The organism is Schaalia sp. ZJ405 (genome assembly GCF_011038885.2).
In the GTDB taxonomy this organism is placed as follows: domain Bacteria; phylum Actinomycetota; class Actinomycetes; order Actinomycetales; family Actinomycetaceae; genus Pauljensenia.
Map to the genome: position 1 here is coordinate 1,799,841 of NZ_CP064952.1, position 24,772 is coordinate 1,824,612.

At 58.5% G+C, this 24,772-nt stretch carries 14 protein-coding genes and 1 pseudogene; 7 read left to right on the forward strand and 8 right to left on the reverse strand.

Translation table 11 applies throughout. The features are described 5' to 3' along the window. Window positions 1-153: 153 nt before the first annotated feature. From G7Y41_RS07590 to G7Y41_RS07615, 6 genes are all read right to left on the reverse strand, one after another. The gene (locus tag G7Y41_RS07590; RefSeq protein WP_165315904.1) at window positions 154-1,752 is read right to left on the reverse strand and encodes an ABC transporter ATP-binding protein; all 1,599 of its coding nucleotides are present in this window, start codon (window positions 1,750-1,752) and stop codon (window positions 154-156) included. Next, a complete protein-coding gene (locus G7Y41_RS07595; protein WP_165315905.1) occupies window positions 1,749-2,528 on the reverse strand; it encodes an energy-coupling factor transporter transmembrane component T in 780 nt (259 codons plus the stop codon). Before G7Y41_RS07595 ends, G7Y41_RS07590 begins: the two co-directional genes overlap by 4 nt. Next, window positions 2,525-3,175, reverse strand: coding sequence for an MptD family putative ECF transporter S component (locus G7Y41_RS07600; protein WP_165315906.1), 651 nt, complete (start codon window positions 3,173-3,175; stop codon window positions 2,525-2,527). Before G7Y41_RS07600 ends, G7Y41_RS07595 begins: the two co-directional genes overlap by 4 nt. A gap of 210 nt (window positions 3,176-3,385) precedes the next feature. Beyond that, complete coding sequence (pgi, locus tag G7Y41_RS07605; protein WP_165315907.1) at window positions 3,386-5,068, reverse strand: glucose-6-phosphate isomerase; 1,683 nt, start codon at window positions 5,066-5,068, stop codon at window positions 3,386-3,388. A gap of 65 nt (window positions 5,069-5,133) precedes the next feature. After that, on the reverse strand, window positions 5,134-7,431 hold the full coding sequence (locus G7Y41_RS07610) for a 6-phosphofructokinase (RefSeq protein WP_165315908.1): 2,298 nt from the start codon (window positions 7,429-7,431) through the stop codon (window positions 5,134-5,136). Between the two features lie 219 nt (window positions 7,432-7,650). Beyond that, on the reverse strand, window positions 7,651-8,982 hold the full coding sequence (locus G7Y41_RS07615; protein WP_165315909.1) for a dicarboxylate/amino acid:cation symporter: 1,332 nt from the start codon (window positions 8,980-8,982) through the stop codon (window positions 7,651-7,653). A 326-nt stretch (window positions 8,983-9,308) separates the two neighbouring features. On the opposite strand from G7Y41_RS07615, the gene G7Y41_RS07620 reads away from it, so the two are divergent. Further along, on the forward strand, window positions 9,309-15,164 hold the full coding sequence (locus tag G7Y41_RS07620; protein ID WP_165315910.1) for a MucBP domain-containing protein: 5,856 nt from the start codon (window positions 9,309-9,311) through the stop codon (window positions 15,162-15,164). 211 nt (window positions 15,165-15,375) lie between these two features. After that, window positions 15,376-16,672 (forward strand): annotated as a pseudogene (locus G7Y41_RS07625) (IS3 family transposase). 176 nt (window positions 16,673-16,848) lie between these two features. Here the strand turns inward: G7Y41_RS07625 and G7Y41_RS07630 are convergent. Beyond that, window positions 16,849-18,066 carry an NADP-dependent isocitrate dehydrogenase gene (locus G7Y41_RS07630; protein ID WP_165316103.1) on the reverse strand — a complete coding sequence of 406 codons (1,218 nt, stop codon included), beginning with the start codon at window positions 18,064-18,066 and terminating at the stop codon, window positions 16,849-16,851. Window positions 18,067-18,254: 188 nt separating this feature from the next. Further along, window positions 18,255-18,548: a DUF3017 domain-containing protein gene (locus G7Y41_RS07635; RefSeq protein WP_231367270.1), complete on the reverse strand. Its 294-nt coding sequence runs from the start codon at window positions 18,546-18,548 to the stop codon at window positions 18,255-18,257. A gap of 187 nt (window positions 18,549-18,735) precedes the next feature. Here G7Y41_RS07635 and pta point away from each other — a divergent pair, with 187 nt between their 5' ends. The 5 genes from pta (at window position 18,736) to G7Y41_RS07660 (ending at window position 24,763) form a co-directional block, all read left to right on the forward strand. After that, window positions 18,736-20,235 carry a phosphate acetyltransferase gene (gene pta / locus G7Y41_RS07640; protein ID WP_165316102.1) on the forward strand — a complete coding sequence of 500 codons (1,500 nt, stop codon included), beginning with the start codon at window positions 18,736-18,738 and terminating at the stop codon, window positions 20,233-20,235. A gap of 78 nt (window positions 20,236-20,313) precedes the next feature. After that, a complete protein-coding gene (locus G7Y41_RS07645) occupies window positions 20,314-21,498 on the forward strand; it encodes an acetate/propionate family kinase (protein WP_231367271.1) in 1,185 nt (394 codons plus the stop codon). Window positions 21,499-21,824: 326 nt separating this feature from the next. Next, a complete protein-coding gene (locus G7Y41_RS07650) occupies window positions 21,825-22,181 on the forward strand; it encodes a helix-turn-helix domain-containing protein (protein ID WP_165316100.1) in 357 nt (118 codons plus the stop codon). Between the two features lie 72 nt (window positions 22,182-22,253). Next, window positions 22,254-24,404 (forward strand): NAD(+) synthase, encoded by a 2,151-nt coding sequence (locus G7Y41_RS07655; RefSeq protein ID WP_165316099.1) that lies wholly within the window; start codon window positions 22,254-22,256, stop codon window positions 24,402-24,404. After that, the gene (locus tag G7Y41_RS07660; RefSeq protein WP_165216325.1) at window positions 24,401-24,763 is read left to right on the forward strand and encodes a hypothetical protein; all 363 of its coding nucleotides are present in this window, start codon (window positions 24,401-24,403) and stop codon (window positions 24,761-24,763) included. Before G7Y41_RS07655 ends, G7Y41_RS07660 begins: the two co-directional genes overlap by 4 nt. Window positions 24,764-24,772: the final 9 nt, after the last annotated feature.

Consider the following 24,772-nt stretch of genomic DNA (forward strand, 5'->3'; position numbering starts at 1 on the left):
GTACTCCTTCTCATAGGTACGAGGACGACGCTAGTTCTAACGCCGTTGGGTGGCTTCGGCACCGCTTCATGGGCACCGATGCTCACACTGCTCCCAGTCTACGGTGCTTCGTAGGCATTTGAGAGGCCCCCCGGTCCTAATTCCCTATTTTTCTCACGTCGGGGCAAGCACAACGACTCTGTCGGCACAGGCATCAACCAGTTCCGCATCGTGGGTGATGACAACAACGACGTGTCCAGCGTTCGCCAGTTGGCGCATCGTCTGCGCAATCGATTCGAGGTGTCTCAGATCAACTCCGGATGTTGGCTCGTCAAAAATCGTCACTCGGCGGCCAGAGGCAACTGCTCCAACGATGGCCGCGCGCTGACGTTGACCACCTGACACTGCGAGCGGATGCCGGTCAGCAACGTCACCTAGGTCAAAGTCGTCGAGCAGCCGGTCAATCTCCTCGGCTCTGTCCCGTCCCTCAATCCCCAGGCTGACGTCCCGTCGAATCGTCTCGGCAAAAAGCTGACGACCAACATCCTGCATCACAAAGGAACAGGAACGGATGAGATCGTTTCTGCTCATCGCCTCTCCATCCACACGGATCTTCGAGCCGCGTTCAGGTTGAGCAAGCCCACAGAGCACACGAGCGAGCGTTGATTTCCCCGCTCCGTTTTCCCCGAGGACCGCGGTAATCACGCCCGCCGGAAACTCAAGCCGCTCAATGTCGAGGACACGTCGTTTCCCATAGGAAAATCGCAGATTCTCAATTTCCACGCCACGCCCGAGGACGTGCTCACCCAGCGTCGAGGGGGAAAGGTCGACCTCGTCCTCGTTCATGACCACGGCACCGGACGGGGCGCTACCTGGTTCACCCTCGTGACTGCCCGCGTCGAGGAGAGGAAAAGACGGCTCAACGAGGGAGCGTAAGCCCACGTCACGGCGCTGCTGAGGAGTCATCGCGAAGAAGTCACGTCCCTGCCACGATTGGGTGACGCGACCATCGGACAGGAGGATCACTCGATCGGCGATATCCCTGAGGAACCACAGGCGATGCTCCGCAATGAGTACCGCCATTTCGCGATCCCGGAGGATTCGGATGACCTCGGCGAGGGCGTGAATCCCCTCGGGAGACAGGTTAGATGTCGGCTCATCGAGGAGGACAACGGGCGTGCCGCCAACGAGAGCTTGGGCGCACGCAACCCTCTGCAATTGTCCACCGGAGAGCTCAGACAACGCGCGATCACGCAGGTCACGAATCCCGAGGTCGCTGAGCGCCTCATCGCAGCGGCGACGGAGGTCACCCGGGTCTTCCCCGGAGTTTTCCCCGCGGAAAGCCAGTTCGGTGAGAACTTCCGAGGTGAAGAACTGGGTGCGTGGATTCTGAAAAACCGTTGTCGTCAGTTCCGCAGTTGCCACGAGCCCTTCGGCGCCGATGTCGCGGCCGCACACCCGTAGAACGCCGCTGAGTGTCCCCGGGTAGAACTCCGGGGCAAGACCGTTGACCATCCGCAGAATCGTCGATTTCCCACAGCCCGATGGGCCGCATAAAAGGACGACCTCTCCCGGTTTGACAGTCAGCGACACATCGCGCACGGCAACGGGAAGTTCCGCGGCAGGGAGTTCGGTGGCAGGACGTTCCGCAGCAAGACGCGGATTCTCTGACGTTTCCGCCCTCGGAGAATCACTCATCCACGAGTCTCGCGCATGAAGATGCCCATAGGAAAATCCCGCGCGGTCAAGAAAAATTCGAGTGCTGTCGATCACCGTGGCCACTCCCATCCGCTCACGCGCAGAGCGCACAGCCCCACGATCACCACCAGAATGACCGCGTCAACCCGCGAGAATCCCAGTCGAATAACCGATGTCCGAGGACGACGCCGATTCACTGGCCGCCCCAGACCTCGCAGGAGCGCCGAAGCTGAGAGATCGTCGGTCATCCGCATCATGGCGGCGATCAACGGCATGACAGCGTATTCGGCGGCTTTCACCGGATGACGCATGAGGGAACCCCCGCTGGGGATCACTCCGCGCACTCGCATGGCATCAACAATCGCCCGCAGCTCCGCAACAACGAGGGGAATGAAACGCAGCATCACCGTCAACGGGATGACGATGACGCGGGGGACGCGCAGCCGGTCAAGGGCAGCCGATAGCTCCCCTGTGCTGGTCGTCATAAGGAACCAGAAGGCGGCTCCACCGGCCACAGCGAAACGTGTTGCCCAGAAACCCAGACCCGCGATGAGGGCCGACACCGGGCCGGGTGCCAGACGAGGAAGACCGAGGTACAGAGCCGAGCCAACGAGAAGGAATGTGGAGATCACGCCGAGGCTCCGCCAGAAACGATTCGTCGCCAGGAGAATCATGACGACACCCGCACAGGCGAGCGCGCAGATGAATGGTCCGCGTCCCAGAGCGACGACGTTCATCGTCAGCAGGAAAGCCAGTTTCGTTCGTGGATCCGCTTGTCTCGTGTTCCGAGGGCGTTGAGAGTGCCCCTCAGCTGCCGGCGATGCGCCGAGGGTGACCCCAAGCGAACTCACAAGACCGAGGTCTTCTCGAAGTAGCGTTTGAGGGCGCGCGTTGCCAAGAACGCCATGAGGACACCGAAGAGGGCGTTGACGACGTGGAAGATCACGAGGGTTGAGGGAGTGAACAGTGCCTGCATGACCTCAACGTATGCTTCACCGCGGCGCTTGACGATCCGGCTAAAGAAAGCGTCGGGAGTGAGGAAGACCGGCATGAGAGGGCCAATGAGCCACAGTTGGAGCACACCGTAGGACCAGATTGCGGCGATTCGTGACCGGTGACGTCCCGCAACATTGACGAGGTCGGCGAGGAGACCGAAACCTGCACCGAAGAACACGGCCCCCCAGAACTGTCCCATGAGGACAATGACTCCGCTGACGAGGGTGCCCAGGATCGTCATTGTTCCAAAGTACGGGCTACGCGCTTGGAGAGCCATGATGACGAATGCGTTGATCAGAGTTGACGCTGAGATCCCCAGGAGATGGAACACCGGGGAGATCATTCCCATCATCGAGGTTGCCCCGAGGATCACGAAGTAGACCGCGGAGAAAATACCGATGGCGATCAGCGACTTGATGGACAGGTGGTGGCGGGGCGACTGGGTGAGAGTCTCGCGGGTTTCGGGGACTTCGGACGTCGCTTCGGGCGTCGATAGTGACATGGACACTCCTCGGATGGGAATCTCAGGGTGGTCTGACCCCTAGAGAGTAGAGCGACCCGATTCAACGACACGCGCATTGCGCCCTTCGTGACTGACTTGTCAGGAAAAGAGTGACCGAATAAGGCGTGGACAAAGATGCCCCGGGTGCCGCTGCTTCGCGGCACCCGGGGCGGTGTCATCAGCCAGTGCCCGTCAGTTGGCGCTGATCAATCAGTGACGGTTCGTCCGATAGAACTCAATGAGTCCGCGGGTTGACGAATCCTGAGCTGCGAGAGCCTCGCCATCGCCCTCGATCGCCGGGAGGATCTGCTTGGCCAGAACCTTGCCCAGTTCCACGCCCCACTGGTCAAAAGAGTCCAGACCCCAGATCGCGCCTTCAACGAAGGTGATGTGTTCATACAGCGCGATGAGTTCGCCGAGGATCTTCGGGGTCAGTGATGCCGCCATGATTGACGTTGTTGGCCTGTTACCTGTGAAGACGCGCGCCGACACGAGGTCCTCGGGGTTTCCCTCCTCGCGAACCTCGTCCGCGGTCTTACCGAAAGCCAGGGCCTTGGTTTGGGCGAAGAAGTTCGACAGGAATAGCTCGTGCATGTCCGAGCCTGCCTGCGTGTCGCGCAGGGGCCACGTCGGATTTGCGAATGCGATGAAGTCCGCGGGGATCAGGCGGGTGCCCTGGTGGATCAGCTGGTAGAACGCGTGCTGTCCGTTTGTTCCCGGTTCCCCCCAGAAAACTTCCCCCGTGTCGTAGGTGGTGTGGCAGCCGTCGCGGCGCACCGACTTTCCGTTGGATTCCATTGTCAACTGCTGAAGATACGCGGGGAAACGATGGAGGTACTGCGAATATGGCAGCACCGCGTGGGTGTCAGCGCCCAGGAAATTTGAGTACCAGACGTTGAGCAGTCCCATGAGCAGCGGAACGTTGTCCTGTGGTGCCGCTTCGGCGAAGTGGCGGTCCATTGCGTGGAATCCTTCGAGGAATTCAGCGAACGATTCGGGACCGATGGCGATGGCCAGGGATGTGCCCACCGCGGAATCCACCGAGTAGCGGCCTCCCACCCACGACCAGAAACCAAAGGCATTGTTCGGGTCGATACCGAATTCTGCGACCTTATCCAAAGCCGTTGACACGGCAACGAAGTGTTTGGCAATCGCTTCGCGCGTTGTCGCCTCGTCCTGAGCGATGCCACGTTCGCGCAGCGCCGAGAGGAACCATTCGCGGACAACCTTGGCATTCGTGATGGTCTCAAGGGTGGTGAAGGTCTTCGACGCAACGATGACGAGAGTTGTCTCCGGGTCCAGGTCTTTCGTGGTTTCCCCAGCATCGGTGGGATCAATGTTGGAAATAAAGCGGCACTCAAGGCCCTCGGCGACGAAGGGTTTGAGGGCTTCGTAGGCCATGACCGGCCCCAGATCCGACCCGCCGATCCCGATGTTGACAACGGTTGTCACAGGTTTGCCTGTGATACCAACCCACTGGCCCGAGCGCACGCGCTCAGCGAAGTCGTAGACCTTTGCGAGGACGTCGTGGACATCTGCGATCGCGTCTTGACCGTCAACGATCAGCGTGTCCGTTGACGGGCGACGCAGCGCCGTGTGGAGGACCGCACGATCCTCGGTGGTGTTGATGTGTTCGCCCGAGTACATGCGGTCACGAAGGTCAAAGACTCCGCACTGATCTGCCAGGGCAAGAAGGTCCTTGAGGATCCCCTGGTCGATGAGATTCTTCGACAGGTCGACGTGAAGATCAGCGGCGCTTCGTGTCCACGAGGCCGCACGGTTTGGATCCGCGTCGAACCAGGACCGAAGGTCGGGGCTGAAAGAGTCGGCACGGTCATCCAGCGCCTCCCACGCGGGGGTCACCGTCGGGTCAATCACCGGGATCTGCGTCATTTTTCCTCCTGCATGATCAGGACGTCTGGGTCTGTGAATCCTGGAACTGTCACGGGTGGGGGTACTCAGCGCTCGTCCTCGTCCCCATCGGGTCCGGCGATGGGAACCAGTTCGGGGCAAACACCCGCGTCCTGAAGAGACACAATACGCTGAACAGGCGTCAGCGCGAGCCACCACTGGTCGTATGGACGACGATTCTTGATGTCAAGGTCGTCGAACATGTTCTTCACGAGGCGCGCCTCGACGGTGTTCCCCACCTGGCCGATGTAGTACGCCTCACCTTTGTTCTTTGCGAAAAGGTCTTCAAGCTGATCGAGCGCGCGATAGATCAGGCGCGTGGCGAGGATCCTGTCGTAGGGGCTGGGCGCACCCCCTTGCTGGAGGTGGCCGAGCGCGGAGTGACGAACGTCGTATTTGCCTTGAGATTCCGCGTCAAAAACGGAAGCGAGGAAGCTGCGGTTATAGAAGGTGCTCGTTGCTTCATTGACGAGGACGAGGAAGAGTCTGCGCCCCTTGTCGAAGGACGCGAGCATCCGATCGGCATCCTGAGCGATCTCCTGTAGCGTCGGCGCCTGCTCGTTGAGGTACATGTACTCCGCACCTGAAGTCAACGACGACATCATCGTCAGGTAGCCGCATCGACGCCCCATGATTTCAGCAACGAAGCAGCGTTTGGTGGCAGCCGCGGATTCCTTGATACGGTCAAGCGCCCACGCAGCGTTATTCAACGCCGTGTCCGCGCCGATGGCGAGCTCCGATCCCGGAAGGTTATTGTCGATTGACGCGGGAACAAGGATCATCGGGATCTCGAAAGCGGGGTAGCGATCGCGTTCTCCGATCATCGCATGGACGGCGAGGTAGGCGTTCAAGCCGCCGATGACGATGAGTGCGTCGATGGCGTTTTTCTCAATTGCGCGGCCCAACCCGTAATACTGGGCAACGTCGGGAACATCGCGGCGGGTCCCCAGCTCCGCTCCCCCGTCGAACGCCCATCCTTCGACATCTTTCCACGACAGCTCACGCACTCGGTTGTCCTGGAGTCCAGACCAGGAGCCCTCAACCCCCAGCATCGTCCATCCCCGAGCCAAGCCCAGGCGAACAGCGACGCGGGTCGCCGTGTTCATCCCCGGGGCCAAGCCACCCGCATGCAAAATCGCCACACGCTTGGGCCTGCCCGTTGGATCCGGTGACAGCTGAGGCGGCGTGGACAAAATGCGGTTGATCTCCACCATCGTCGAGAAAGAGGTTCCGCGAGCGTGCTGTGCTCCGGCGAAGTCGCCCGCGGCGATGAGGTCCTTGACCGCTCGCGTATCCTGAACGGCCTTCATCAGCGGGACCCGGGTGACGCGGTTGTGTCGCACGCCGAGAATGCACGGAATATCGTCTTGCGTGCGGGTGAGAATTTCCTGCACCGCTGCGTAACCGAGCAGCGTCGACATCCATCGGTCATAGGCCGAGGGCGAGCCACCGCGCTGCACATGCCCAAGGATCGTCACTCGCGCGTCCTCGCCCGTGCGCTGCGTGATCGTGTCAGCGATATGCTGCGTGGTCACAAGATTCCCGTCGCGGTCGGTCGCGCCCTCGGCAACAAGAACAATGGATTCGCGACGCCCGGCTTCACGTCCCAGTCGCAGGTGTTCGCACAGGTCATCCTCCCACCCGGGACCCACGGGATCCTCGGGGGTGAAGACGTAGTCGGCGCCACCGGCGACCGCTGCCATGAGGGGAAGGTAACCGCAGTGGCGTCCCATGACTTCGACAACGAAGGTGCGCTGATGGGAAGCTGCGGTGCTCGTCAACTGGTCAATGGCGTCGACGATGCGGTGGAGCGCGGTGTCAGCTCCGATCGTCATGTCAGTGCCCACCATGTCGTTGTCGATGGACCCAACGAGTCCAACAACGATGAGCGCGGGATGCTGATCTGCTTCTTCCTGGGAGATCACGCCCTCGTCAACAAGTTCCTGCACATGCTGGGGCCATTCCCGACGGAATTCGTCGGTACCTGATAGAGATCCGTCTCCACCGACGGCAACAAGACGGTCAATTCCGTGCTCAAGGAGGTGTTTGGCTGCGGCGTGCCGTCCGGAATACTCACGGAATTCGGGGCAGCGGGCGGTGCCGATGACGGTCCCTCCCTCGGCAAGGATGCTCGAGACATCCGACCACTGCATCTCCTGGATGGCGTCTCCCCCGGAAACCGCTCCCGACCAGCCTTCTTTAATGGCGAAGGGGCGTGCGCCTGAGGCCAGAGCGGTCCGCACGACGGCCCTCACAGCCGCGTTCATGCCCTGCGCATCACCACCTGACGTGAGGACACCAATCCGAACATTTTGTCCGTTTGTCAGTTGGCCACCGTTTTCCATGCTGAATCTCCACGGCTCGTCGGGTGCGCAAGGACGCACAGTTGCATGACCAGTTTATGGGTCCGCCCCCCGTTCTGTCGCCTCTACGTTTCGGGTGGCGGATAGTTTCCGCGCGCTGGAGCCCGCGTGTGTCCTCACCCAGCAACGGCGTCGCAGATACGGTGAAGCGCCCGCGGAGCAGCGTGTTTAGCTGGCCGCGAGCGCCTCATCTCGTGTCATTCAGTGCGTCTGCGTCGATGAGTTAAGTGCGCCGGATTCGGCGAGTTCCTCGGGGGAGACAACTCCGTCAACGGATACCTTGTCGAGGTAGGCCATGCCGTCAAATGCCAGCTCGCGGGCATTTTCAGGGTCGGCCTCGGCCCCAATTCTTCCGCCGGTCAGTTTGTCGATGAGGATGGCGATCGCTCCGTCGCCCGTGACGTTCGTTGCCGTACCGAAGGAATCGAGGGCGATGTACGTGGCGATCATCAGGCCAACCTGAGCGTCGTTGAATCCGAGCATTGACGACAGCAAGCCCGTAGCCGCCATGATTGCGCCACCGGGGACGCCGGGGGCCGCAACCATCGTGATCCCCAGCATGAAGATGAATCCCACCCATTGCATCGGGCTGATGTCGAGTCCCTGTGTCAGAGCGATGGCGAAAGCGAAGGCGAAAATTTTCGAGGTCGACCCGGCCAGGTGGATTGTTGCGCACAGCGGCACCGTGAACGATGCGACCGCATCGGAGACCCCGTTCTTCTTCGCCTGGCGAAGTGTCACGGGGATCGTCGCCGCCGAGGACGAGGTGCCGAGCGCAGTGAGGTATGCGGGCATCATCGTGCCGAGGGCTCTGAAGGGATTCTTCCCCGCGCTGATACCGGCAATGACGAATTGCGTGACCAGGATGACGACTTCGAGCAGGAGAACAACCACAACGACTCGCAGGAGTGTGGCCATGATGGCCCATGCTTCACCCGTGTACGTGAGGTTGAGGAAGATCCCGAAGATATGCAGCGGCAGCAGCGGGATGATGATTTTTTCAATGAGCTTCGTGATGATCGCACGGAATTCAATGAAGCCCTTGCGCAGGACGCCGCGAGGAACCATCGAGAGGCCAATACCGACAACGAAGGACAGCAGGAGAGCCGTCATCACCTGTGTCACGGGTGGCATTTCGATGGTGAAGTAGGAGGTGAGCGTTGAACCGGGTTCTTCGACGTTTGCCAGATGAGATCCGGTGAGGATGTTGGGGAAGACCAGCACGCAGACGAGGTACGTGAGGAACCCGGAGAAAAGGGTTGATCCGTAGGCGATGGCCGCGGTGATCCCCAGCCACTTTCCTGCGCCCTTGCCCAGGTCAGCGATCGCGGGTGTCACCAAGCCGATGATGATCAACGGGATCGCGAAGCTGAGGAACTGTCCGAAGATGTCAGAGAACGTGGCGAAGATCCGTCCAATTCCCATTGGCACCAGGTGATTTTCCCCGATCCGGACAGATCCGAGGATGAGTGCGAGGATGATCGCGGCGATCACCCACACGAGGATTCCGCTCTTTTTTAAGAATTCACGCATCTGTTCCACCTTGCTTCGCTCAGTGTTGAGTCTGGAATAACAGCTCCAAGCATCGCTGTTTTTGTGCTTCTCGGGTGACATGCCCATACTCCGGACCGCTGAGTGTGACGCATGTTAAAGGAACGGTGCCGCTCGGTCCACACAGGACGACACCCACCACTCTTGCGAAGCGCGAGCTGCTGAGACGAACAGACGTTTCCTTCGCTATTGAATAATCAATCACATTTGCCCAAAGGTGCCTACTATCTACAGATCCTTGATAATCTTCACTGAAACCAGTTTCGCTGAAAACTCGTTTCAGGACACACTTGCTCTAGGAGATTTTGATGAGTCGTCACTCCACTCGCTCAAGGACGCTCCCCGTCTTCGTAGCGGCGTTGACAGCACTAGCCCTCACGCTCCCAGTGACCGGGGCGATGGCCGAAACCGCAGAAGACTCCCTCCGCGCACCAACGGAGCATTCCGCTAGCGCTCAGCCAACAGATCTTCCCGGCGAACCAGCCGCTGCCCCAACAGGTGCTGATGGCGTGGATTCCTCCCCAACTGGCCTTAATGAGGCACCCCCCCCCGCTGCGAATAGTTCCGATGTCCCACAGGCCGGAGATTTAGCGCCCTCCGCAGAGGATGAGTCCCGATCGGCGCGAATGACCACATCCACTGAAGACAATCCCGAGGATGCGGCAACGGTTCCTACGGCCCCCACCGAACTATGGGTGAGCTCAACGGGCGATGACGGTAACAACGGTTCGTCAGCCGAAACAGCCTTCGCAACGATGCAGAAGGCATTGGATGTCGTGACAACGAACACCAACATCACAACGATTCATCTCTCAGGCACTTTCTCCAACTGGCCCAAAGCGACAATTCCTTCCGGTGTGACCCTGAAGATCGAGGGCGACACCACCCTGTCGGGCACTCAGATCGGCATCGCGCTCGCCAATGGTGCCACACTCACCACCGGGGCTCATACGCTGACCATGACGAGCTTCGACACCGGTATCGAGATGACGACCGGGGCAACTCTCACTGACGGAAAGTACGTCATCAGCGGTGGCAACCGGGCTTTCACCCTCGGTGGCGGAACTATCGAAGGGTCCGCCGATCGCTCAAGCGTCGTTATTGACGCAACGGGCTCCACCGGCGCAGACATTCAGAAGGGTTTGATCACGAACGCGACGGTCACCGCAACGGCAACGAAGGGAACCGAACACTACGGGCTCGCCTCACTCACGAATGCCTCGGTGACGACAACGCAGACCTGGTTCTACTTCAACCCGGGTGTGCCCTTCTCCCTGGACCACTCCGATCTCTATGTCAACAAAGCAACGACAAGTACCGCCTACCGCCAGGCAATGACCTTTCAGAACAATCCGGTCATCGCCAACGGATCAACGTTGACGGCTGATGGTGGCCGTATTTCCGTGGCGCAAGGCTCGACCTCGTTCACCGTCACCGGAGGATCGAAGATCCTCATCAAGAACAGCATCGGCAAAGACTGGGCAGGACGCGACGGCGGCGGCCTGAACATCAACGGAGACGGCGTAAATGTTCACTTCGTTGACTCCATTCTCGAAACAACGAATATCGACACGGCTCCGTCCTATGGGGTGCGCGGCTCCTCGACAATCACCTTCAGTGGCGACAGCCAGGTTATTACCGACCATAAGAACAAGACTTTCGACAACGGTGGTGCCGAGTCCGGTGGCTCCTATGTGGTCACCGGCGGTTCCTTCTACGTTGCTTACGATCCGAACTTCAACACATCCGTCACCACACCGACGAACGGCGAAGCGAATGGGAATGAGTCACTCTCGTATTTCACGCTCGCCGATTCCACGATGAATTCCTTCAATCCGTTGAACTCGCGGGGCGAACGCTACGAGTACCGGGTGGCACATGCGTCGCCCGATGGTAAGAAGCATGTCTTCGCTCCGAAAGCCACGGTCACCTTTAAGCTCAACAACCTCAACGCAAAGTTCGCCGACGGGACGACGCAGAACAAGGTGCACAGCACCGTGCGCGGCTACACCTTGGGCTTCGTTGAAGGCACGACTGAGGTCGCTGCCCCAACAGATTCCACCGGCATCGCTTTCCTCGGGTGGTTCTCTAAAGACGCCACCGGCACGGAACACGCTTTCGACTTCGCAACGGCCACGGTGAATTCCGATACGGAGGTCTACGCCAAGTGGGACGCGAAGACGGTGATCTACCACAACGGGAACGGAACCGACTACGTTCAGTCCGTTGCCGCCTCCGAATCCTCAACAACGGCCCTGTCGTATGGTGACGTTGTCAAGGCCCTGCCCGCGTTCGCAGTCCCTGGCAAAACCTTCGAGAAATGGACCACCACCCAGGATGCAGCAAGTTCGCCGGTAGCTCCCGGGTCTGTCCTGACATTCCCGGATGGCGAACAGCAGATCGATGTGTACGCGCAGTTCTCAGACGTTTTGTCCACGGTGGCCTTCTCTGCCAATGGTGGAACCTTCGGAGCTGACAGTGTCTTTCGGAAGAACCCGGAGATCTTCACCATCATGCAGGATCCGACCCTCGGTGGAGATATCGCCGTGGTCAAGAAGCAAGCGAAGTACAAGATGAAGCTCTCGGAGCTTCTCGGCAGCTTCGCTCGTGGACAGATCACTCCCACTTCTGCTGCTGCAACGAAGACCGGATTCACTCTCGCCGACCCAAACCAGTGGAATACGGAAAACACCGGAAGCGGACAGAATCTCCGCTTTAACGACACTTCACTGATCATTTTTACATTACCCGGTGCCGACCCGGTGATCACCGGTGACACCATCTACTACCTCAAGTGGAAGGAAGACGCGAACACGCCGTTGTTAGAATACGGCACCGAAATTCCCTCCGACCTGTGGGGTTCCTCCGATCTGGGGCAGAAAGACAGCACGTCGGTCCTCAAAATGGAAGCTACGGAAGGCGCAACATTCAGCCTGACCGGAGCGGTGGATGTGTCAACGATCAAGAAACAGATGGTGGCGATCGAGAGCCAGTTCCCGAACGCACAGCTTTCAGACATTAAGCTCACCGGCACGACCTCGACATTCACCGCAACACTCACCCTCCCCCAAGGGGTCGTTGTTCCCACGAATCCCACCCCTGATCAGGTTGAGACCACCGGGCTGGGTGACCTCTTCACCGTCACCTCCGTGGCAGTCAACGGCCAGAGAGTCGCGGTAACTTTCGGCCTGAAGCAGGCATACTCAACCTACGAGGCACTCAAGGCGGCGGTCTACGCCACGGGAACTCAGTCCGCTATGCGCATGTCCGGCGCGAATCCAATTGCTGACGCAATCACGTTGACGGTTCCCGGTTTCAGCCTCGACAATCAGGCGGTGAACAACGGTGACGAACTCACCGTCACCGGTACTGTCGCAGGTGTTTTCTCGGCGGTCGCCAACTCAACCGACTCGAACGCGCGGCGTTTCTCCATCACGTGGAATGGCACGCAGGCCGCGGGCGGTAAGGATGTTCGGGCGGCAGACGACACCACCATCCAACAGACGCTCCTGGTGAAGAAACCTCACGAGGTCGAGCTTCCCGCCGACATGCTCGTGGCCGTCTACCCATCTACTCCGAGTCCCGACGAGGCACGGCGTGCCGGCACCGACTCCACAGCGCATACGCCGGCTGGAGTTCAGGCAGGCAATACAGTCAACCTCACGGGCACGATCGATGCCAGTGTGATCAAACGACAGATGGTCGCGATTGAGGGACAGTTCGGTAACCCCACTGACCTGGCGTCAATTGCTCTATCGGACCTCTCGTCCTCGTTCACGGCCACATTCACGGTCCCTAAGGGGATGACGCTGCCGGCGGGTCTGACGACGAACACGGTGATCCCTGAAGGCTTCGCCGACACCTTTACGGTCTCTGAGGTCACTCCCTCGGCTGATGGCCGATCCGTCTCCATCACCTTCACCGTGAAGAAAGGGATCACCAACTACCAGCAGCTTAAGGACGCGGTTTTCGCGGTGAGCGACACGATGAAAGTCACTGTCCCTGGGATTTCCATTGACAAGGACGTCGCCGACGGCACGGCCTTGACAACTGTAGGAACGGTCACAGGAACTTTCGACGCGATCGCGACCTCGGCAGCTGGAACAGAAAAGGATTTCGCCTTTACGTGGACGGGTGTGCAAACTGAGGCGGGCGCAGATTCTCTGCCCCACGAGCAGGGAAAGATCCAGCTGTCACTGGCAACCCCACTCCCGATCGATCAGGAGCTGCCCGCCGATATGCTCTCGGGCAAGGATACGGAGCACACGGCCACGTACCCGGTATTTGCTGGACACACCGTTGATCTCACGGGCGCCGTCGACATTCGGCCCATCAAGAAGCAGATGGCGCTGATTGAACAGCAGTTCGGCAACCCGGATGCCTCGTCAATTGGGATTGGCGTCAAGAGCTTCGGCTTCACCGCCACGTTCACTGTTCCCGAGGGAATGACTCTTCCTGAGAATCTTCAGCCCTCAGACATGGTCCCGGCCGATTTCGGTCCAGGTTTTACAGTGACGAAGGTGACGACCGCTGGGAGAACTGTCACGGTCGATTTCGGTCTGACAGATCAGGCTGGGATCACCGACTACAAGAAACTCAAAGACGTCGTCAACGGTGCCGGAACAACCGATGGGTGGATGTCGTTGACTGTTCCGGGAATCCTCGTTGATTCCACGGTCCCCGCAGATACCCGGCTGACAACGGTCGGATCCGTGAAGGGCACCTTTAAGGCAATCGCCACTTCGCAAACGGGAACCGTCAAAGCATTCTCTTTCCGTTGGGTTGGCACCCAATGGGATGAGGGCAAGGATTTCGCAACGCCCGCCGATGATCAACGGATCACGTTCACTGTGGAAACACCCCAGCGCAAAGATCTGGCGATCCCCGGTGACCTGCTGACCGATGGGGACACGACACATGAAGCGACCCCCGAGGTTGTCATGGGTTCGACGATTCCCCTGACCGGCGCCATCAGTGTCGCGGAAATAAAGAATCTCATGCGTATGCTCGAAAATCATTTCGGGGTCAATGGTGCTGCACAGCTTGAGTCCATCGGCATCGACATCATGAACTTCGGTTTCACCGCGACACTCACGCTGCCTGAAGGGATGTCTTACCCGGAGGGCTTCGGTATGGCCAATGTGTCAACGGATCACACTTTCGGGGATGCGTTCACCGTTGAGAAGGTTGAGGTCAAGGGCCAGGTTGCAACCGTTAAGTTCGGCCTTAAGGATGCTGGAAGCATCAGGAATTACAAGCAACTCAAAGACGCGGTGGATGCCGCCGGTCAATCCGATGATTGGATGCGGTTGACTTTCTCGGGCATTGAGATTGCCAACACCCTCAACCACGGCCAGCAGCTGACCGCGGTTGGGACCGTCACTGGAAACTTCGGGGCGATCGCCACCTCCGCATCCGGCAAGCGTGAAACTTTCAACTTCGCCTGGACCGCCGAGCAGTGGGCTGACGGTAAGGACCTGCCTGCTACGGACGACACAACCATCCAGCTCACCGTGAAGGTCATTCGGGGTGCCGGTGCGGACGTCACCGTCACATACGTTGACGAGGACGGCGCTGCTATCGCCACCGATGACATCCTCAAGGGTGATAAGGGAACGACCTACACCGCCGTTGAGAAGGCGATTGACGGCTATACCTTCAAGGGGCTGGCCGAGGGTTCCGCCCCGATGACCGGAACATTCGGCGACACCCCTCTAACGGTGACGCTGGTGTACACCAAGGACGCTCCCACACCGGACAATCCCGATACACCGGATCAGCCTGACACGCCGGATCAGCCCGACGAGCCGGACCAGCCTGACACGCCGGATCAGCCCGACGAGCCGGACCAGCCTGATACACCAGATCAGCCCGACATGCCAGAAAACCCCGATAATCCGGACAATCCTGGCACGCCAGATCAGCCTGACGAGCCCGGAAATCCGAGCGAACCTGGCACACCGGATCATCCTGAGAAGCCGACTAAGCCAGGTAAGACTCCGCAAACGCCAGGTAAGACTCCGTCTACTCCCGGTAAGACCGTGAATAAGAGCGCCAAGACCTTGGCATCGACAGGTTCACAAGCGAAGATCCTCATGGTCAGCGCCGGCGTGGTCCTCATTCTCGGAGCTGGAGCGCTTTACCTTCGACACCGCAACAAATAGTATGCAGGTGTGGTCGTGGGAGCGGGAAGCTGCTCCCACGACCACCTCCTCGGACAACCACATGCGGTAGGTAGGTCCTGAACACACCGAGGGCCCGGATGGATGATGAACTGCTCCCCATTGGTTGGACTGAGAAATCAGTTTTGGCTAGTGGGGGGTAGTTTTTTGAGAGCACGAAGTTCTCTGGGTCGGTTGCAGCGTGAACAGCTTGTTGAGTTGTTTGAGCAGGGTGTGGGTTACACCGCAGCAGCTCATTGGTTGGGAGTTGGTTTGTATCCGGTTAGGAAGCTTGAGCGTAGGTTTAAGCTTCATGGCAGGCTATGTCTTGTGGAGAAACCAACCAGGCAACAGTATTCCTTCGAGGTGAAGAAGGAAGTTGTTGAGCGTTTTCTAGCTGGTGAGACGAAAATGAATCTCGCGCGTGAGTTCGGACTGTCATCTGCTCAAATCATCCAGAGGTGGGTTCGCGCCTGGCGTGAAGGTGGTGACGATGCGCTTCGCCCCAAGCCGAAAGGCCGTCCGAAAGGATCTGCCAGGCCGAAGGTAGTCACTACAGAAGACAAGCTTCACCGTGAAGTGGAACGGCTACGGGCTGAAAATGCGTATCTAAAAAAATTGCGGGACTTGAGGAACCAAAGGCGCGGCTGAAGACGCAAGTTGTTGCCATCCTCAAGTCAGACCACTCGCTCAACGATCTTCTACAAGCTGCGGGCCTTGCCCGGTCGACGTACTTTTACCATCAGGCACGACTTGACCGGCCCGATCCACATGCCAAGCTTAAGAAGACCATTATGTTGATCTTTGAGAAGATGAAGCGCCGTTATGGCTACCGTCGGGTGCTGAGCGAACTGCGTAACCAAGGGTGGAAGGTCAATCACAAGCTGGTCTACAAACTCATGGATCAGATGGGACTGAAATCCAAGGTTCGCCCACGCAAGAAGTACAACTCCTTCAAAGGCCAGACCAGCCACATCGCCGAGAATCTCTTGAACCGTAACTTCATGCCCGATAAACCCAACACTGTCTGGGCCAGCGATGTCACCGAGTTTCGTGTCTGTGGCACCAAGGTCTATCTCTCACCGGTCATGGACTTATACGACCGCAGTATCCTGGCGCACGAGTTGTCTACCTCGCCGTCCACTAAGTTCACCTCAACATCGTTGAAGAATGCGATTGCTTGGCACCAACCTGGTGAAGGATTGATGGTACATACCGATCAGGGCTTCCAGTACCAGCATTCAAGCTGGCGTCAACTGATTCACTCTATCGATGGCACACAGTCGATGTCGCGCAAGGGCAATTGTTATGACAATGCGACCATAGAAAATTTCTTCGGGCATCTGAAGACCGAGATGTATCACGGCGAGCACTTCGCCAGTGTCGACGAATTTTGCCAGGCCGTTGATGACTACATCTTGTGGTACAACAACGACCGACTCCAACAACGATTTAAGGGTCTGACCCCGATGCAATACCGGAATCAGACCCTTAAAGCCCCAACCCCCTAGAATAAAACCAGTCCAACTTTCGGGGGCTAGTTCATGATCCATCCGGGTCCTCAGTTGTCCCACGAAAATGTCACGTCGTGTCGCGACAGTCAGCTCAGCGGGCACGTGCGCGCTCGTCCTCGTTAATGGAAGAAAACTCCCCCGTGGGTCAGGCGACGAGGATGCTCACAAACGCCCTAGCTCAGACTCTTCTGCAGGTTCTCATCAAGAGCTGCGAGGAACTCATCGGTGGTCAGCCACGGATGATCGGGGTCAATTAAGCGGGCGAGGTCCTTTGTCATCTGACCGCCTTCGACGGTATCGATGACAACCTTCTCCAGAGCCTCAGCGAAGCCCCGAACTTCAGGAGTCGAATCCAGCATGCCTCGGTGGGCCAGGCCGCGGGTCCACGCGAAAATCGAGGCGATCGGGTTCGTTGACGTCTTCTCACCACGCATGTAGCGACGATAGTGGCGCGTCACAGTGCCGTGGGCGGCCTCGGCTTCCATTGTTCGCCCATCTGGCGTCATGAGAACTGAGGTCATGAGGCCGAGCGAACCGAATCCCTGAGCCACGGTGTCGGACTGAACATCGCCGTCGTAGTTCTTGCATGCCCACACGTAGCCACCCGACCATTTGAGGGAGGAGGCGACCATGTCGTCGATGAGACGATGCTCATAACGCAGGCCCGCTGCCTCGAAACGGTCCCTGTATTCGCGCTCATAAATGTCGGCGAAAATATCCTTGAACGCGCCGTCGTAGGCCTTGAGAATCGTGTTCTTCGTTGACAGGAAGACCGGGTAGTTACGCTTGAGTCCGTACTCGAAGGATGCGCGCGCAAAATCCTCAATGGATTTGTTGAAGTTGTACATTCCCATGAGGACGCCGCCGCTTTCGGGAAGACGGACAACCTCGTGTTCGATGGGTTCTGAGCCGTCGTCAGGCGTGTACGTGATCGTCACAGTTCCCGCTCCCGGGGCCTTGAAGTCGGTGGCCCGGTACTGGTCACCAAAGGCGTGGCGTCCAACCACGATTGGCTTGGTCCACCCGGGAACGAGGCGGGGAACATTGGAAATGATGATGGGTTCGCGGAAGATGACACCACCGAGGATGTTGCGGATTGTCCCGTTGGGGCTCTTCCACATCTTCTTCAGGCCGAATTCCTCAACGCGTGCTTCGTCGGGCGTGATCGTGGCGCATTTGACGCCGACGCCGTGTTCTTTGATGGCGTTCGCCGCGTCAATGGTGACCTGGTCATCCGTTGCGTCACGGTTTTGGATGGATAGGTCGTAGTAGCGCAGGTCGACGTCCAGGTACGGGTGGATCAGTCGGTCTTTGATGAACTGCCACATGATGCGTGTCATTTCGTCGCCGTCGAGTTCAATGACTGGCCCGTGGACTTTGATCTTCGACATTTGTCCTCCAACAGGGGTACGAGGGTGATCCGCGAGCTCGAACGCCGAGTGTCCGAACCGCACGATTTATCTCGACATCAAGATTACTTGATATCGAGATAAAAATCGTCGGATTGCACAAGTCGTGATCGTGGATGATGTCACTGTGGGGGAAGTGGGTGCGCAGAAGCCGACCGAGCGCGGAGCGTTTAGCCCAGTCCCATCGTCGCCGTGTAGGGCGCCAGGTACCACAGCAGCGCCCCCAAAAAACCGTAGACGATCGCATCAACCCAGCGATTGCGGGAAGCAAACCACGGACGTCCCGGGACGAGGAGGCGAAAGAGGGCGGTGCCGATGAGTGTCCAGGACAACACAAGAACCGCGCGATGCGGATGATTCAAGGCAGCGAAAAGAACGCTGGTAACGACCCCGCCGACAACCCACAGCAGCGTCCCCCAATGGGTCACGCGTTCTCGCACACGCGCGCGATGATCGTCTTTCACACGACCACTGTACCGAAACTCGGTCCCAAACCGTCAGGATGCACGTGGAAAGCAGACGCAACTGAGGTCAGGGAAGAGGCGAAGGAACGATGACGATACAAACGGGTCTAGTATTACTAGGAAAGCTCTGTGCGTATTACTCAAAAACTCTATGCGCACAGCACTCACGTGACATAAAGGAGTATCCGTGACTTCCCGCTACATCGTTGTAGGCCCCCATTCAGCTGATAGTGCTGCACTGATTGTTGACGAACTCTCCGCAGCCCTGAGTCAGCGTGGCACCCTCACCCGCCTGGATGCGTTCGCCGGAACCGATGCCGCTACTGCCTACTCACAGAGGCTTGATGCCCTCAAGGGTGCGCTGGAGACTGTGCGAGCCGCAACAACGGATGCAGTCCTCATCGAAGGAGCGTCCGAGGTTTCGGCTCGCAGCTTTGACACTGACGGATGGAATTATGATCTCGCTGCATCGACGCAGTCCGGAGTTGTCCTGACTTTTGACGTCGAGGGGGTGAGCCCTGAGCTTGTGTCCGCGGAGATTGAGGTGGCGATCGCTCGCGCACAGTCGCATCACGCCACGGTGGTTGCGGTGATTCTTCCTCGTCAAGCCGCCGATCAGGTGTCGGCATCCGTCCCAGTGTTCACCACTGCAATGTCCGAGGCCGACGTTGACGCTCTTCTTGCTCTCCCTGTCCCAACGATCACGACTCCTCTGTCTTTCCAGGCCGGTCTCATTGATCGCGCGCGGTCGAATCGTCAGCGCATCGTCTTGCCTGAGCCCGATGATGATCGCGTTCTGATGGCTGCCGCCGAGGTATTGTCCTCAGGTATTGCAGACATTATTTTCGTTGGCGAGGACGAGGCCGTGGCCTCCCGGGCACGCGAGCTGGGGATCGACGTTTCAGCCGCAACTGTTGTCTCGGTGAATGACCCGGCGTATGTGGAGAAGTATGCGCAGGAGTTCGCGCGTCTGCGCGCAAAGAAGGGCGTGACGGTTGAGCAGGCACGCGAGAAGATCACGGATGTGTCGTATTTCGCCACGATGATGGTCCACATGGGTGACGCCGACGGCATGGTGTCAGGGGCTGCCCACACAACCGCTCACACGATCGTGCCGTCTTTCCAGATCATTAAGACAGCTCCTGGTGTGTCCATCGTGTCTTCCGTGTTCCTCATGCTGCTCAAGGACCGGGTCTGGGTCTTCGGAGATTGCGCTGTCAACCCGAATCCGACTCCGGAGCAGCTGGCAGACATTGCTATTTCGTCGGCGAAGACGGCGGCTCAGTTCGGTCTGGATCCCAAGGTGGCGATGCTGTCGTATTCCACCGGAGCTTCGGGCTCTGGCCCAGATGTTGATGCCGTCGTTGAGGCAACGCGAATTGTTCGCGAGAAAGCTCCGGATCTGGCAGTTGAAGGGCCAATCCAGTTCGACGCAGCTGTTGACGAGGCCGTGGCATCGAAGAAACTTCCGGGATCTGCCGTGGCGGGCCATGCGAACGTCTTCATCTTCCCCTCGCTGTCTGCGGGGAACATTGGATACAAGGCTGTTCAGCGCAGCGCCAACGCCGTTGCCGTTGGCCCCGCACTCCAGGGACTGAATAAACCTGTCAATGATCTCTCGCGCGGCGCACTTGTTGAAGACATTGTCAATACAATTGCCATGACAGCGGTTCAGTCTCAGGGCTGAGGGATCCTGAATCGCCAGCCGGAAGTCTTCCGTCAACATCCCACTCGTTGTTTATTGCAAATTGTGAAAGGCCACAGCGTGTCCAAGACCGTCCTTGTTATCAACTCCGGATCCTCGTCAATTAAGTATGCCCTGCTCGACCCCGACTCCGGTGAGTCGTTGGCGTCGGGCATTGTCGAGAAGATCGGTAACCCCGTCGGCACCATCACCCACAAACACGACGGTGAGAAGTTCGTCGTCGAGGAGCCCGTTCCTGACCACGGGCATGGACTCAAAGAGGTTCTTCGGCTTTTCGAGGAGAAAGGCCCGTCTCTTCATGAGGCAAATGTCGTTGCCGTTGGCCACCGTGTTGTTCAGGGTGGACGATTCTTCTCCGGTCCGGCTCTCATTGATGATTCCGTTGTTCAGACCATTTCGGACCTCATTCCGTTGGGGCCGCTGCACAACCCCGCTCACCTCAAGGGCATCAACGTTGCCCGCGAGCTCCTTTCCGAGGTGCCGCACGTTGCCGTGTTTGACACTGCGTTCTTCCAGGATCTTCCCGAGGAGGCTGCGCGTTATGCCCTCAATCGCGAGGTCGCGGACAAGTATTCGATCCGCCGATATGGTGCTCACGGAACATCTCACCAGTTTGTTTCGCAGGAAATTGCGAAACTCACCGGCCGTGATGACCTCAAGCAGATTGTTTTGCACCTGGGGAACGGCGCGTCTGTTTCCGCTGTTGTCAATGGTCACGCTGTTGACACGTCGATGGGGCTGACTCCTCTTGAGGGTCTGATGATGGGGTCACGCACGGGCGACATCGACCCGGCCGCCGTGTTCCATCTGGCGCGCGTCGGCGGCATGGACATCGAGCAGATTGATCAGCTGTTTAACCGCGAATCCGGGTTCAAGGGTCTCGTCGGTGACAACGACATGCGTGAGGTGTGGAAGAAGTGCGAGGCCGGCGATCAGAACGCGATTGATGCCATTGACATCTATATCCACCGCCTCCTGAAGTATGTGGGCGCATACACCGCAGTCATGGGTGGTCTGGACGCTCTGACCTTCACCGCAGGAATCGGCGAGAACGACTCCCTCGTGCGTCAGCGTCTGCTCGACCGTTTGGCGTACATGGGGATCGTCTACGACCCGAAGATCAACGAGATTATCCGCGATCCGCATCCGCGCAAGATCTCAACTGATGATTCGTCTGTCGAGGTCTTCGTGTACCCAACGAACGAGGAACTCGCGATTGCTCGCCAGGCGGTGACTTTCGCCTGATGTCCAGGTCGCGGCTGTTCCCTAACGTCTGAACCGTCGTTTTTGCCTGACAGGATCTCAGCGTCCGATCCGCTGCGCGGATCGGATGGCGGTGTCCCCTTGGGGCCCGGTTCCACACGGAACCGGGCCCGTCCTCGTCCCCGAACAATTCACGAGAACACTCCGGCTCCTGTCATGAGAGAAGATCTCATGGCAACAGCCTGATTGACCAGGCGTATGAACGTTTCTGTCAGTGGCTGTGACGTTTGAGAGATTGACGTTCGTATGAAAAAGTGACACTGTAATATCTCATTGACGACATACTTGGTTGGAAGGAGCGCGAAGGAATGGACCTCTACGGACTCTTAGACGACGATCCAAACAGCCCAGAAAACCAGCTAGCGCGCGCTCTTGTCGAAGCAGATGACCAACTCATCATCGAGCTCGTCACGCTACGCGAGTCCAAAGGGCTCACTCAGAAGGACGTTGCACAACTTATTGGAACCACTCAAGGTTCAATCTCACGCTTCGAGTCTGGACAGTCAGATGTACATCTGTCGACGGTGCGTCGCTACGCACAAGCCATCGGCGTGTTGATCAAACACCAGATCATCCCATTCACTGCGACAGAAAGTTCACCTGACCTCCCACCGTACGAGTGGGAGAAGCGCACGGTCATTACACCTGCCCGCAGTAAAGACTGATTCGATGATGAAAAGCAAAATGAGCCAACGGGCCAAGAGGAATGCCTGCCCGAGGACAGTGCAGGAGGACCAGTGAATTTCCACTCCATCTATGACCAGGGTTTTGCGCGAGTTGCAGCAGCCACTATCCCCGTGCATCCGGCGCAGCCACACGAGAACGCCAAGGAAATTCTTTCCGTCGCTGAGGAATGTTCACAAGCGGGTGCGGCACTTGTTGTTTTCCCCGAACTGAGCGTGTCCGGCTACTGCATTGACGACCTTCTCCTCCAAGATGTCCTCCTTGACAATGTCATCGGGGCAATCCGTACCATCGTCGATGCGTCGCGCACGCTGATGCCTGTGATCATCGTGGGCGCCCCGATCATGCACGGGAACCGCCTGTACAACTGCGCAGTCAGTATCCACCGAGGTCAGATCCTGGGGATCACCCCGAAGCAGCATCTTGCGAACTACCGTGAATTCTACGAACGTCGCCACTTTGCTGTGCCCACTAAGGCAACACCGGCGATCATCGACACAACGACGTGGGGAATTTCGCCCGACCCGTTCTCAGCGTGCGTTCCCTTTGGCCCTCAGATCATTGACGTCGAGGACGTCCCCGGGCTGCACATCTCACCGGAACTCTGCGAAGACATGTGGGTGCCTGTCACGCCCTCGTCCCTTGCGGCACTGTCTGGCGCGACCGTAATCTGCAATCTTTCGGCCTCGCCGATCACCGTGGGGCGAGCACAGGATCGGAAGCTGCTGGTGCAGTCCGCGTCAGCGCGTCTGGGGGCGGCCTACCTGTACACCGCCGCGGGCCGTGGTGAATCCACAACGGATTTGTCGTGGGATGGGCACACGATGATTTACGAGTGCGGTGATCTCCTTGCCGAGGGCGAGCGCTTCGCCCACAGTGGCCGCGTCATCACGATGTCGGACATTGATCTGGATCGACTGCGATCTGAACGCATCCGTCAGGGATCATTCCACGACAACGCCGAGCGCCTCGCAGGTCAGGAGTCCTCACCGGCTGGCGTGGCGGAGATCAATCATGCGCTCATCAGCTTGGAGCCGCCCCGAACAGACCTGGGTCTGCGACGACAGGTTGAACGTTTCCCCTTTGTTCCCACTGATCCGGCATCCCTTGAACAGGACTGCTACGAGGCTTACAACATCCAGGTGTCGGGTCTTGTTCAACGTCTGCGGTCAATCGGCAATCCGAAAGTGGTGATCGGGGTTTCCGGTGGGTTGGATTCCACTCACGCGCTCATCGTTGCCGCGCGGGCGATGGATCTTCTTGGTCGTCCTCGTACCGACATCCTCGCGTACACGATGCCCGGTTTTGCCACGTCGGATCACACGAAGAATAATGCGATGGCTCTGGCTCAGTCGCTCGGTGTGTCCTTCGATGAGATCGATATTCGGCCCGCTGCCGAGCAGATGTTGACGGACATGGGACATCCCTATGCCGCAGGTGAGGGCACTTACGATGTGACCTTTGAGAATGTCCAGGCCGGTCTGCGCACCGACTATCTGTTCCGCCTGGCCAATCATCACGCGGGGATTGTTCTGGGAACCGGTGACCTGTCCGAGCTTGCTCTGGGGTGGTGCACGTATGGAGTTGGCGATCAGATGAGCCACTACGCCGTCAACACCGGTGTTCCTAAGACGATGATCCAGCATCTGATCCGCTGGGTTGTGGCCTCCGGGCAGTTTTCTGAGAACACCGGAAAGATCCTCACGTCGATCCTTGGCACAGAGATTTCACCTGAGCTTGTTCCCTCCCGGGACGGGGAAAAGATGCAGTCAACACAGGACATTATCGGCCCCTATGCTCTCCAAGATTTCACGCTCTTCTACATGCTTCGCCGCGGTGCTCGTCCCTCGAAAATCGCCTTCCTCGCCGAAAAAGCCTGGTCTGACGCATCTGAGGGGCTGTGGCCAGCCGGTTTCCCCGAGTCCGAGAAAGTTGAGTATTCGCTCGGAGAGATCGTCAAGTGGGAGACCCTCTTCCTGCGGCGTTTCTTCTCTCAGCAGTTCAAGCGTTCCGCTCTGCCAAACGGTCCGAAGGTCATGGCCGGCGGGTCACTGTCTCCACGAGGTGACTGGCGGATGCCATCAGATGTCTCGGGTGCTGACTGGGTGTCGCAGCTCGAATCGTCAGTTGCGGGTGTGCAAGGTTCCGGCATCCCCGCCTCTCGCGCTTCGCTTCCGTCCACGCAGGTCGGGGATGTTCAATGAGTGTGCTTGCAGTTGCCGCAGCCGTCGTATTTTTTATCTGTTCCTTTGTTTTCGGGGTGATAGCTGCGAGGGCGCGATCAGGTTCGCTGATGCGCGGGTCACGCCTAGGGTTACGTAAGAAAGAACTCCGCGTTTCCGATGAGGCGTGGACCAAGGGGCATCGCGCAGCGTGGCCAATCCTTGCGATGGGTGCCGCGGTCTGTCTTTTTCACGGGCTGGGAGTTCTCATCGCCGGCCTACTCATGGGAACTGACGGCGTCGCCTTCCTCCAGGTTCTCACCGTGTCCGGTGTATTCATGGCCTGTGCTCTGTGGATCGTGGCCTCGGCCGCTGCGGTTTCCGCGGTCTCACGCAGGTAACTCTCCCCT

Excerpts from the sequence above, each read along its gene's own strand:
- G7Y41_RS07660 (WP_165216325.1), top strand. The coding sequence starts at position 24,401 with ATGAGTGTGCTTGCAGTTGCCGCAGCCGTCGTATTTTTTATCTGTTCC.
- G7Y41_RS07600 (WP_165315906.1), bottom strand. The coding sequence starts at position 3,175 with ATGTCACTATCGACGCCCGAAGCGACGTCCGAAGTCCCCGAAACCCGC.
- G7Y41_RS07650 (WP_165316100.1), top strand. The coding sequence starts at position 21,825 with ATGGACCTCTACGGACTCTTAGACGACGATCCAAACAGCCCAGAAAAC.
- G7Y41_RS07610 (WP_165315908.1), bottom strand. The coding sequence starts at position 7,431 with ATGGAAAACGGTGGCCAACTGACAAACGGACAAAATGTTCGGATTGGT.
- G7Y41_RS07620 (WP_165315910.1), top strand. The coding sequence starts at position 9,309 with ATGAGTCGTCACTCCACTCGCTCAAGGACGCTCCCCGTCTTCGTAGCG.
- pgi (WP_165315907.1), bottom strand. The coding sequence starts at position 5,068 with ATGACGCAGATCCCGGTGATTGACCCGACGGTGACCCCCGCGTGGGAG.
- G7Y41_RS07630 (WP_165316103.1), bottom strand. The coding sequence starts at position 18,066 with ATGTCGAAGATCAAAGTCCACGGGCCAGTCATTGAACTCGACGGCGAC.
- G7Y41_RS07615 (WP_165315909.1), bottom strand. The coding sequence starts at position 8,982 with ATGCGTGAATTCTTAAAAAAGAGCGGAATCCTCGTGTGGGTGATCGCC.